Genomic DNA, 11,309 nt, shown 5'->3' with positions numbered 1-11,309 from the left:
TACGCCTGTGGTTGCGACAGCCTGCTCGGATATGGATAAGCGTCAACCCGCGCCATTGCTGTACTTGAAAAGTAATCCAACGGGAGATCGCTTGAGTTGCTGGGTTTCTTGCACGAGGTCTTTGATTGACTTTGGTATTTCACGCAGCTTGGGGGCCTTTAGCAATTGATCGGCAGCAAGGGCTGCAAGTCCCCAGACGGGGGTGCCAGTAGCAGCAGCAGTTGCAGCCAAGGATCCGACAACAATCCATGACCCGATGTCGCTACCCGCAAACTTCCATTTTTTAGCTGCTAATGTATCTACGTTCTTCTGGTGTTCAGCAAACGCAGCATGGATGTTGTCGAAAACAAGGTCGCTTGTTCTATGGAAGTTTGTTGGATTGGCCGTCGCCAGTTCTTCTACTCCCCTGGAAAGGATCGAGCGAACTTCGTCAAGGGCACCAGATTTGCGCACTTCAATAAGGGCATCGGGGGGCACTCGCCCCAACCATCGCATTTCGTTTGTGGCAAGGGTCTGCAGCCCTCGCACTGTATGGATATCTCGCAGTCCGTCTACCTCCCCAGCCAGGGCGGAGTCATACTCAAGCTTCCACACGAAGTACTGCCATGATGTCGGTGCATCAATGATTGGAGTACCCCGCAAGCGGCGAGCCTTGATCAAGAGCTCGTTACTAGTGCTCATACGACCAAGTGCTTGAGAAGCAAGGATGACGCCCGGATTATCAGTGCCAAGAATGCCGGAGTAGGCCTCGGTCTTCGCGGCACGCTGAAGCTGTTCAGGCAAGGAGCCGCCCCACTCGGAATCGAATAGGACTCGATGCGGGTCACGAACCTCGGCAGCAGCGCGTTCGATGGTGTCGAGTTTTTGGCAGAATTCCAACATTTCTTCAAAGGTCTCGAATCGCCTACCAAACACGCGGGAGCCGTGAACAAGGGCATCCTCTTGACCAAGTTGATAGTAGAACTGCTTTTCTTCGTCTTCGAGCGCTGATGTGTCAGGTAGGACGACGACTATCGGAGGGGTGACGTCAGCACACGCGAGATCGCGGTACTGCAAAAGATTGAGCGCGTGCTTGATCAGATAGTAGGCCTTCCTCTCAGCCCCGAGTCGTTCAAACATGTGCTTCGTCCGCAGAAATGGGTCAGGCAATACGAGAGTATCTGTGTAGAGCGAGCACTTAGAAGCAATGTTCTCATCATGCGACGGAAATAGGTCGCCCCCAAAGACGCCCTTCAGTGCGTCGTGCATGTCTTCCACATGGGCGATTGCGGTTGGCCCGGCTTCACTCCAGTAGCCTTCGATCGTAGCCAGAAAGTCGGCGAGATTGCGGTTCAACTCCGCAACAGCGCCAGGAGCCCTAGACAGCGCAATACCGGCCTCGTGCGGTGTTAAGCCTCGCTCAACCATGACCTTGAAGAACTGACCAAAGTTCTGGCTCAGGAAGTTGAAGTACTCGGATTGTATCTCGGCGAGAGATGCGGTCTCCTTCATTTTCTCGCGATCGTGCATCGCCTCGACCGCGAGTGCCATCGATCTAACCAGTCCATCAGCTGTCGAGAGGTCAATCGTGCCGTCCGGTGCATACTTGACGAGCTTCAAACTTTCAATGACCTGAAGCCCTTCGGCTATGTGGACCTTTCCAGCGTCGAGTTGCTTCTTGAGAATCTGTAGTCGACGCTGGAGCCTCTCTTCGTAAGCCTTTTTCTCCTCTAGCTGTTCGTTGGACATAGGTGCGAATTCTCATGCTCAAATGTAGAACTGAACGTACGCCCTCTGGCGCGGAACTGTCGAGCAAAACCGTCTTACGGCTATGCATGCCGCCAACCAGCTGCCATGGGTCGACTGCGACCGGTCATGAATGGCAGAAACCAACCCATTCCGGATAGTCAGACTCGTTTAGGGCTAGAGCCGCTTAATTCTGCCATGGAACCCCGATTGAGAGGAGAGACTGGCATTAGGCGGTCATTGTTTTAGGTCGACCGCCAGCTTAGTCAGGGCAGCGATTGCGTCCTTCACGTCAAAGCGGTGGCAGTCCCCGTATGGAAGATGTCCACCACATACGCACTTCCCTTTCGTTGTCCTACCTTTGAGGAGCATTTCTTTGACAAGATCGAGGGAGTCTTCAAGCATGCGCCCATAGTGGGTCAACGCTGTATTGCCGCGCACTGAATAATGCTCAACAACGTCAAAGCCAATATCTAATAACTTTATGTAGTCTCGGACAATCTCGCCTTTAGCTATTGGATGCTTGATATTAGGGACTCGGCTTCCAGTGTATTGACGAGTACGATCAGGGATAAAGAGAATCGAAGATTCCCCGCTTATCTTTGGAGTGATATCCACAAGAATTTCATCCGGCCGCTGCCAGACTGCATGGAATTCGGCCTCAGCAAATACTCCAGGCCATTCCCAAACCTGCCAGCCTATTATCGATTTGCCGCCGTGCTTCTCGATATGCTGCTCCACATTAGGGAAGCACTCGCTTGGAAGAGCTTTCGGTGCTGGTATGACTTCCACATACTCCGGAGTAGATCCTGGCAATACTTTTTCGCAGAGCTTACGAATCTCGGAGGTTATGGTCTTAGGGGTCGTAATGTAGTTGCTCATTCTGATCTTTATTCCTGCGCCATATTGGCCTGCTCTAGAGCATCGGCCATGTTGTTCGTCAGCCTATCCACTGGCGACATCTCTTTCCATAGATTTTGGACAATCATCCCCCAATTGGGCAGGTCTGCGAGCAAGCGGAGGACGGGACGAGGGGAGCCTGACTGTTACCCGGCCAGTACCACTTCGACGGGTCGAGTATTTCCGGATTGTCGTTGCTGTTGTTGCCGACGTCAGTGGTTAGCGGGGGCGGCGAAGTCCTCCCGACTCAGCACAATCGCGCCGTGTACTTGCCCACTGCTGGCCTGGCGCGACAGCCAGACGGCGAACTGCTCGGGAGCCAGGATCATCGTACTTGGGAGGATTGTGGCAACTGACCGCGTCGCGTCCTTTTGAATTGACCCTACCTTCCTGGAGATCTTCAGGACTATGAATAAGGCCCACTCAGCTTGATCCAGATCACTCCGCTTCTGGCCGCTTTTGGCCGGTTCCGGCCAGTTGCTAACTGACGAAGCACGTTGCTGTCACCACCCGCGGTGACGTTCTCCCCTTTCCAAAGCAGGGGTTCTTGCCCCCTCAAAATCAAGAAAAATAGACGGTTTCCCCCCGGCCGCTGCGCTGGGTGGAGCCTCCGCGATTTTTCCTGATTTTTTCACGACCGCCTTAGTCGCCCTAGTCGGCAGGGGTTCATGCGCAGCGCAAGCGCAGAACCCTGAAGACGAAGGAGCGAAAGCCATGAGCGAAGATATCAGGATCTACGTTGCCGACCTGGCGGCCTACAACGCCGGTCATCTGCATGGCGTCTGGATCGATGCCACCCTGGAGCTGGATGACATCCAGGTACAGGTCGACGCCATGCTGGCGGCCTCGCCGGTCGAGGGTGCGGAGGAGTACGCCATCCACGATTTCGAGGGCTTCGACGGCTACCGCCTCGGCGAGTACGAGGGCCTCGAAAGCGCCCACGAGATTGCGTGTTTCATCGAGGAATACCCCGAGTTCGGCGGCGCCCTGCTCGCTCACTTCGACGACCTGGAACAGGCGCGCAAGGCGGCCGAGGAAGATTACTGCGGCTGCTACAGCTCGCTGGCCGACTACGCCCAGGAACTGACCGAGGAAACCAGCAGCATTCCGCCGCACCTGGCCATGTACATCGACTACCGCGCCATGGCTCGTGAGATGGAATACAGCGGCGATGTATTCACCCTGGAGACCGGTTTCGAGCAGGTGCATGTGTTCTGGAATCGCTAAACCAGCGAAAGGCACCGGGGCGACCCGGTGCCTTGTTTTTTGCGCCCCTGTCCTGCCGGCCACCCGCGCGCCCCACCCGGAAGGCTGATGCACGGGGGCGCGCACCCGGCGACCAGCCTGGAGCAAATGCGTTGTGCTGCCAGTTGATTGAGACCGTTACGGTCTTACGGTTTTGCCCAAATCCGTCGATCCGTATCCACGGATTTAAGGATTGGTGGGGAAGCGGATTTACGTTTTTACGGATTTACGGAAATCCGCCGATGCGGTTTTCCGGTTTTGTGGAAAGCCGCAGATCCGCAAATCCGTAGGGCTCCGCGTATAGGGCTTTGCGTGTTTGGGTGCCGTGGCCGGTGACGCGCGTAGATAGGCGTACCCGGTCAGTGTCCAGACCGTCCCGGTATTAATCCTCGCCCCTCCTGCCTGCGCATTCGCCCAGACCCAACCCGGCATGATCGAGCGCGACGGCTGCCGCATGGTGCACCTCCCACGTCAACGGAGGACACACCATGTCGCACTCACTCGATCTTTCCCGCCAGCCGCGTCGCATCAATCTCGACTCGCCACTGCATCGCAAGGCCGGGCCGACGGCGCATGCCATGCGGCCCGTGGAGGGCGCCATTGAGGCGCAAGCGCCACAGGCCTGCCCTGCCCCTCGCTACCTCACCAACAACGAAGCCGCGGCCTTCCTGCGACTGTCGCCGCGCACGCTGGAGAAGCAGCGGGTGATCGGCGGCGGGCCGCGCTTTCACAAGTTCGGCCGGCGGGTGATGTATGCGCTCACCGATCTCGAAGCCTGGGCCGCTGAGCGCAGCTTCGAGACCACCTTCGATCCCGAATACCTCGGCCGCCACCCGGGAGCGCAGCGTGATGAGCAGTGAAGCCCTTGTCCATGAGCCGCAACCCTCAGGACTCGCCTGCGCAGAGTGGGCAGCTGGATCTGTTCCGCGCGCTGCCAGGCGACATGGCGCCGCGCGATGCCCAGGACCTGATGGCGCATCCGTTCTTCTCGCTGGCCAAGTCGCGGCGCACCGTGCCGATCGACTTTCGCTCGGGCGAGGTGACGGTCCGTGTGGAGGGCACGCTGGAGCATGGCATCGCCACGATCTGGGATGCCGACATCCTGATCTGGGCGGCCAGCCAGATCGTCGAGGCGCGCGATGCGGGCATTCCCACTTCGCGGCTGATGCGTGCAACGCCCTACCAGATCCTGCGCTTCATCGGCCGCGGTACCTCGCTGCGCGACTACCAGCGACTGAAGGCCGCCCTGGATCGGCTGCAGTCGACCAGCGTGGCGACCTCGATCCGCGAGACCACCGGCCGGCGCCTGCATCGTTTCTCCTGGATCAACGAGTGGAAGGAGCTGGCCGCGGCGGATGGCCGGCCACTGGGCATCGAGCTGATCCTGCCGGACTGGTTCTACAGCGGGGTGCTGGATCAGGCCCTGGTGCTGACCATCGACCCGGCCTACTTCCGCCTCACTGGCGGCATCGAGCGCTGGCTGTACCGCCTGGTGCGCAAGCACGGCGGCAAGCAGGAGGACGGCTGGCAGTTCGACTTTCGCCACCTGTACCGCAAGTCGGGCAGCTCGGCGCGCTACTCGGACTTCGCCGTCGACCTGCGTGCGCTGGTCGCCCGGCAGCCACTACCGGGGTATCACCTGGAGGTTGTTCACCTGCCCCCATCGACCGAGCTGCTGGCCTTCCGGCGCGTGCCGTAGACGGCACGGGGATAACTTCGGGAAAAGCTGTGAATGCAGTCGTGCTATCAGGCGCACGCCGGCACGTGCTATCAGGCGCATCCCCCTCGTGCTATCAGGCGCACGAACTCCGCTGCAGGCCACGGCTGGCGGGGCTTCCAGCCTCCCTTAACTTAACTAACGAGGTTGTAAAAAAACTAACTTTAAAGGCGCCATTCCTGTGGATTCACAGCGCACGTGCTACGAACGCACCACTTGAGTCTCAATTGGCTGCCGTCGCGAACACCGGCCCCAACTTGGGCACGATGCGTATGCAATGGAGCTGCTGCAGCCCCTCATGCACGCCATCCGCTGCCTGCCAACTTCTCGATGTTGTGCACCATGCAGTACAGGTGCCACTGCGTGTTGACCTTGCTACGTCCACGCAGATTGAAGCGTGCCAGCCGCTTGTTGTGCCGCAGATTGCCGAACACCGGCTCAACCGTGCCGATGCGACATCCATAGCGCCTACGACCCTCTGGCGAGTCGATGGCTGTACGCATGCGCGTGATCGCATCGTCACGTTCGACGACCTCCTTGGGCTCAACCCAGTCGGGACTGCGCCCACCGAACAGGTAGACGCTGCGCGCAGACGTCCGATCCGGATAGCGCAAGCATTTGGCGCGCAGCTCACAAGGCCCACAGTCATCGGGGCTCGCCTTGTAGTCCCGGCGGTGCAACCCCTTGTCCACCAAGTAAGTACTGCCGTTGCTCACCAGGGTCTTACCCGCCGGGCAGAGACAGGTACCATCATCGAGAAACTCGAAATCACGCGGTCGGAAGCGCTCTTTGCCAGTAGGCTTGCGTGCCTTCGGTGTCTTGTCGTGGAGCACGTCGCCCTTGGGCTTGAAGCGATCCTGATTGACCAAACGCTCGTCGCGCTTACGCATCTGCTTGTCGGCAATCAGCGCAGGAATGCCACGCGCCTCCAATTGCTCGACGTTGTCCTTGGTGTGGTAGCCCGCATCGGCGAGTATCAGCGTGTGATCTTGCCGATAAGCCTCGGCCTGCTCCACCATCGGCAGCAGCATGCCGTGCTCTGCCACCGAACCCACAACATCGGCGGCCACAATAATCTGGTGCTGGCCATCGACGGCGGCCTGTGCGGCGTAGCCTTGGATCACGCCCTTGCCGGTGGCCATCTTGCCGCTGTCCGGGTCGGTCACATTGGTCTTGATTTCCTGGCCCTGGTTGTTGAGGCGCTTTGGTGCCTTGCTCAGAAACTCGCGCGTGCGGACCACCTCGCGCCGCAGTGCCTCCACGCGCTTCTGGCGACGTTCGTCGAGGTTGCTGCCGTCACCGCCGGTACGATCTTGCCCTTGGTGCATCGACACGATCCGTTCGGCAGCGCGCTCCAGCCGCATGGCGCGCTGGCGCAGCTCCTCGTGCGTGCCACTGCACTCCTTGCTGGCGTTGCTCGGCAGCTTTACGCCGTCGATGGCAAACAACTCGCCACCAATCAGGCCTTGTGCATCGCAGGTAACCAGTACCTGGGCGAACAGCGCCTTGACCTGTTCTCCCAACTGGCTGACGAACTTGGCGATGTGCGCATGGCTAGGTTGGCTGTATCCGCTCAAGGCGATGAACTGCACATTGTGCAGGCAGGCACGTTCAATGGCGCGGCTGGACAGCAGCCCCTGACTGTAGGCGAACAGCACAATCTTGAGCATCACTCGCGGATCGTAGGCACTCGCGCCGACTTCGCCATTGCGAAACCGCGCATCCAACTCACTCAGATCCAATTCGTGATCGACCAGGTAGTCCAGGGCGAAAACGAAGCTGCCTGGCACGATCTGCTCGGACAGCACCACCGGCAGAAACAGGCCATTGCGTTCTTGGGGTTTGTAGCGCGGCATGGGCAATCCCGGTTGCATCGACCTGTTGAATTTACCGTTGGAGAACGGCCGTGGACGACGTTTTTTTACAGCCTCAACTTAAAAGCTCTAACTTGTTATTGGGGCAGCGCCTGTGTGTGGACAGCTGTTGATTGGGGAGATTTGGCCGGGGGGGACCGGCCATGATCGTCGCCCTGCTCAACCAGAAAGGTGGAGTGGGCAAGACCACCCTGGCCACCCATATCGCCGGCGAACTGGCCCTGCGCGGGCAGAACGTCATCCTGCTCGATGCCGACCCGCAGGGCTCAGCACTGGACTGGACGCAGCGGCGCAGCCAGCAGGGCTTGCCCAGGCTGTTTAGCGCCGTCGGCCTGGCGCGCGAGACGCTGCACCAGGAAGCCCCGGAGCTGGCTCGTCGTGCCGATCATGTGATCATCGACGGGCCACCGCGCATCGCCGCACTCGCCCGCTCAGCGTTGCTGGCAGCAGATCGCGTGTTGATACCGGTGCAGCCCAGCCCCTACGACCTGTGGGCCAGCGCAGAGATGGTCAACCTGATCCGCGAAGCGCAGGTGTTCAGGCCGATGCTGCGCGCGGCATTTGCCATCAATCGCCGAGTCAGCACCACGGTGATCGGCCGCGAAGCGCGCGGCGCCTTGGCCGACCAACCACTACCGGCGCTGCAGGCAGAGGTTCGCCAGCGCATCGTCTTCGCCGAGAGCGTGGCAGCCGGTCGCCTGGCGCGTGAACTGGCACCGGATAGCGCCGCAGCGCGCGAAGTCAGTAGTCTGGTCGACGAGTTGCTGAGGTGGTCGCCATGAGCAGCAAGCGCATCGGGATCGGTGCACGCCCGTTGGCCGATCCGCATGCCGAAGCCTGGATACGCCAGGGCGCCGCCGTCGACCATGGCAAGGCCGAGCGCTACAGCGCCCGGCTGACGCTGGACGTGACGCCGGCACTGCGCACGCGCATCAAGCTGGCGGCCTTCGAGCGTGGCATGACGATGGCGGAGATGCTGCGCGAGGTGCTGGAGCGGCAGTTTCCGGAGAGCGCGTCATGACCTTGGGTGCTCGCGGCGTACGGTGGCCACTGGCGCTGCTCGCCGGCAGTCTGGTCGCCTTGGGGTGGGCGGCGCTCACAACGTCGCCGCCGCGGCTGGTCTACAACGCGTCCGACAGCGTGCCCGTCGGCTGGTACCGCATTTCGCCGGCCAACTCGCTGGCGCCGGGCGATCTGGTGCTGGTTCATCTGCCGCCGGAGGTGAGGTCGCTGGCGGCGCGGCGCGACTACCTGCCGGCGAACGTGCCGTTGCTGAAGACCGTGGCGGCGATGGCGCCGCAGCGGGTGTGCGTGCAAGGCAGCCAGGTGCGCATCGATGGTGAACTTGTTGCCAGGCGCTTGAGGTGGGATCGACAGGGGCGCGCGCTACCGACCTGGCAGGCCTGCCGGCGCCTGCTTGGCGACGAGCTGTTCCTGCTCAGCAGCAGCAACCCGGCGTCGTTCGACAGCCGCTACTTCGGCCCGGTGTCTGCCGACGCGGTAATCGGCCGGGCGCAGCCCCTGTGGCTGGAGTCGCGTCGATGAACAGGCCGTCTCCGTGTCGATCCGCCTGCCGACTGCGTGCGCTCAGTGCGTCCAGCCGCGCGCCGCCTGGCTGCAGGTACTTCTGCCCTCGCCTGCCGACCAGGGGCTGTGGAAGTCGCCGCCCCGCCTCTCCTGATTACCCAACTCAGCAGCGCAAAGGCACGGAAAAAGCGGAGGGCAAGATAAAAGGGGGCGGCACTTCGCTGGCCCGGAAAGCAGTCTGCACGGGGGTTGGCGGCGACACAGCGCCGGGATCGCCAGGTGCCGAGATCGTGTTCGCCCCACAGTGGCAACGGCCTGGAAGCGTGCCTGATACGCCGTACTGCGATCAACTTGGAGGAGTCTTAGATATGAGCAAAGGAAGCCGTCCGGACGACGAGTTGCGCTTTCGCCCGCAGCCGGGCAAGCCGCAGCAACGCGGGCAACCCTTCGTTAACCAGGTGCTGCGCCAGGCCAACAAAGCCGGTACCGGCAAGCCGCGCAAGGCCGGCCACCAGCCCGGCGCCCGCCTCGGCCGCGGGCATGTTGCCGCTCGCTTCAGTGCCCAGCAACTTCAGTCCAATCACCGCCGCGTCACCATCAAGACGCGCCTGATGAACCTGCGCCAGGCCGGCAAGCGCTCGACGCTCAGCCACCTGCGCTACATCGAGCGCGACGGCGTCAGTCGCGAGGGCGATCCAGGCAAGGCCTACGGCCCCCTGACCGACCAGGCCGACCTCAACGCGTTCGAGGAGCGCGGTCGGGACGATCGCCACCAGTTTCGCTTCATCGTCTCACCCGAGGATGCCGTGCAGCTCGACGACCTGCGCACCTACACCCGCCACCTGATGGACCGGATGGAGGCCGACCTCGGTACCCGCCTCGACTGGGTGGCGGTCGACCACTGGAACACCGACAACCCGCACACCCATATCGTCCTGCGCGGCAAGGACGACACCGGCAAGGACCTGGTGATCGCCCGCGACTATATCGCCGAGGGCATGCGCAACCGTGCATCGGAGTTGGCCACAGAATGGCTCGGCCCGCGTACCGAACTGGAGATCCAGCAGAGCCTGCAGCGCGAGGTGCAGCAGGAGCGCTGGACCCATCTGGATCGTACCCTGGAGCGTGCACATCGGGCGGGCGAGCTGCGCCTGAAAGCCCTCGCCTACCATCCCCAGCGGCAGTTGCTGATCGGTCGCCTGCAGCATCTGCAACAGCTGGGCCTGGCCCATGAGGTTCGACCCGGATACTGGAGGGTGCACAACCGCGCCGAGGCCACCTTGCGCGCCATGGGCGCGCGCGGCGATATAGTGCGCACGATGCAGCGGGCCATGGGTGGCCTGCAGCGCGAGCTGGCGCTCTTCGAGCCAGGCAAGGGCACTCCCGGGGTGGTCGGCCGGATCGCGGCCAAGGGGCTGGCCGATGAGCTAAACGACCGTGGCTATTTGGTGGTCGACGGACTCGACGGCAAGGCCCACTACCTAGCCCTGCCTGCCCGTGCGGAGCTGGCCGACTACCCCATCGGCGGCCTGGTGGAAACACGCAGTCTGAGCGAGCCGCGCGCGGTGGATCGCTCGATTGCTTCACTGGCTGCGGACGGCCTTTATCGCACCGATCACCACCTGGCCCTGGCACGCTCGCAGTCGAGCGGCGGGCATGATCCCGAGGCACTGGTCGAGCGTCATGTGCGCCGCCTGGAAGCGCTGCGCCGGGCCGGTATCGTCGAGCGGCTGGCCGAGGACGTCTGGCGGGTGCCGGCCGATCTGCCCGAGCAAGGTCGACAGCATGATGCCCGCCGCCTGGGCGACGTTGCCGTCGAGCTGCGCACGCCGCTGCCCCTCGAGCAGCAGGTGCGCGCCGTCGGCGCGACCTGGCTGGACCAACAGCTGATCGGCGGCAACCGCGAAGTGGTCGACCAAGGCTTCGGCAAGGAGGTGCGCGAAGCGTTGCGGCAGCGTGCCGACTTCCTGGTGGAACAGGGCCTGGCCGAACGCCAGGGCCAACGTATGGTGCTCGCACGCAACCTGCTGGCCACCCTGCGCGGGCGGGAGCTGACCGCGGCGGCGCGCGAACTCTCGGCGCAGACAGGCCTGCAGTACCGCCCGGCGGCCGAGGGCAAGCACGTCCGCGGGGTCTACCGGCGCAGCGTGCAACTGGCCAGCGGCCGCTATGCCCTGCTCGACGATGGCATCGGCTTCAGCCTGGTACCGTGGAAGCCGGTGATCGAGCAGAGGCTCGGGCAGAGCGTGTCGGCGGTGATCCAGGGCAACGGCGCCTCCTGGCAACTGGGTCGCCAGCGCGGGCCGTCGATTGGCTGAGCA

At 62.1% G+C, this 11,309-nt stretch carries 10 protein-coding genes; 7 read left to right on the top strand and 3 right to left on the bottom strand.

The window, feature by feature from the left end:
* Positions 1-42: 42 nt before the first annotated feature.
* Positions 43-1,728: a hypothetical protein gene (locus tag ACUTAF_RS05140; RefSeq protein WP_445578963.1), complete on the bottom strand. Its 1,686-nt coding sequence runs from the start codon at positions 1,726-1,728 to the stop codon at positions 43-45.
* A gap of 234 nt (positions 1,729-1,962) precedes the next feature.
* On the bottom strand, positions 1,963-2,607 hold the full coding sequence (locus tag ACUTAF_RS05135) for a hypothetical protein (protein WP_445578962.1): 645 nt from the start codon (positions 2,605-2,607) through the stop codon (positions 1,963-1,965).
* Between the two features lie 732 nt (positions 2,608-3,339).
* Between ACUTAF_RS05135 and ACUTAF_RS05130 the strand changes: the two genes are divergently transcribed.
* The 3 genes from ACUTAF_RS05130 (at position 3,340) to ACUTAF_RS05120 (ending at position 5,569) form a co-directional block, all read left to right on the top strand.
* Positions 3,340-3,852, top strand: coding sequence for an antirestriction protein ArdA (locus ACUTAF_RS05130; protein ID WP_445578961.1), 513 nt, complete (start codon positions 3,340-3,342; stop codon positions 3,850-3,852).
* Positions 3,853-4,358: 506 nt separating this feature from the next.
* Positions 4,359-4,730: a helix-turn-helix transcriptional regulator gene (locus ACUTAF_RS05125; protein WP_445578960.1), complete on the top strand. Its 372-nt coding sequence runs from the start codon at positions 4,359-4,361 to the stop codon at positions 4,728-4,730.
* Positions 4,731-4,741: 11 nt separating this feature from the next.
* Entirely contained in the window at positions 4,742-5,569 is an 828-nt protein-coding gene (locus ACUTAF_RS05120) for a replication initiator protein A (RefSeq protein ID WP_445578959.1), read from the top strand.
* 314 nt (positions 5,570-5,883) lie between these two features.
* Here ACUTAF_RS05120 and ACUTAF_RS05115 read toward each other — a convergent pair whose 3' ends face one another.
* Positions 5,884-7,443, bottom strand: coding sequence for an IS1182 family transposase (locus tag ACUTAF_RS05115; protein WP_445578477.1), 1,560 nt, complete (start codon positions 7,441-7,443; stop codon positions 5,884-5,886).
* 161 nt (positions 7,444-7,604) lie between these two features.
* Here ACUTAF_RS05115 and parA point away from each other — a divergent pair, with 161 nt between their 5' ends.
* The 4 genes from parA (at position 7,605) to ACUTAF_RS05095 (ending at position 11,306) form a co-directional block, all read left to right on the top strand.
* Complete coding sequence (parA, locus tag ACUTAF_RS05110) at positions 7,605-8,243, top strand: ParA family partition ATPase (RefSeq protein WP_444669797.1); 639 nt, start codon at positions 7,605-7,607, stop codon at positions 8,241-8,243.
* Entirely contained in the window at positions 8,240-8,482 is a 243-nt protein-coding gene (locus tag ACUTAF_RS05105; RefSeq protein ID WP_445578958.1) for a ribbon-helix-helix protein, read from the top strand. Before parA ends, ACUTAF_RS05105 begins: the two co-directional genes overlap by 4 nt.
* On the top strand, positions 8,479-9,006 hold the full coding sequence (locus tag ACUTAF_RS05100) for a S26 family signal peptidase (RefSeq protein WP_445578957.1): 528 nt from the start codon (positions 8,479-8,481) through the stop codon (positions 9,004-9,006). Before ACUTAF_RS05105 ends, ACUTAF_RS05100 begins: the two co-directional genes overlap by 4 nt.
* Positions 9,007-9,356: 350 nt before the next feature.
* Positions 9,357-11,306: a DUF3363 domain-containing protein gene (locus ACUTAF_RS05095; RefSeq protein ID WP_445578956.1), complete on the top strand. Its 1,950-nt coding sequence runs from the start codon at positions 9,357-9,359 to the stop codon at positions 11,304-11,306.
* The last annotated feature ends 3 nt before the right edge of the window (positions 11,307-11,309 follow it).

It is taken from the genome of Pseudomonas sp. SP16.1 (genome assembly GCF_052682975.1).
This window is presented reverse-complemented; position numbering and strand designations above follow the sequence as displayed.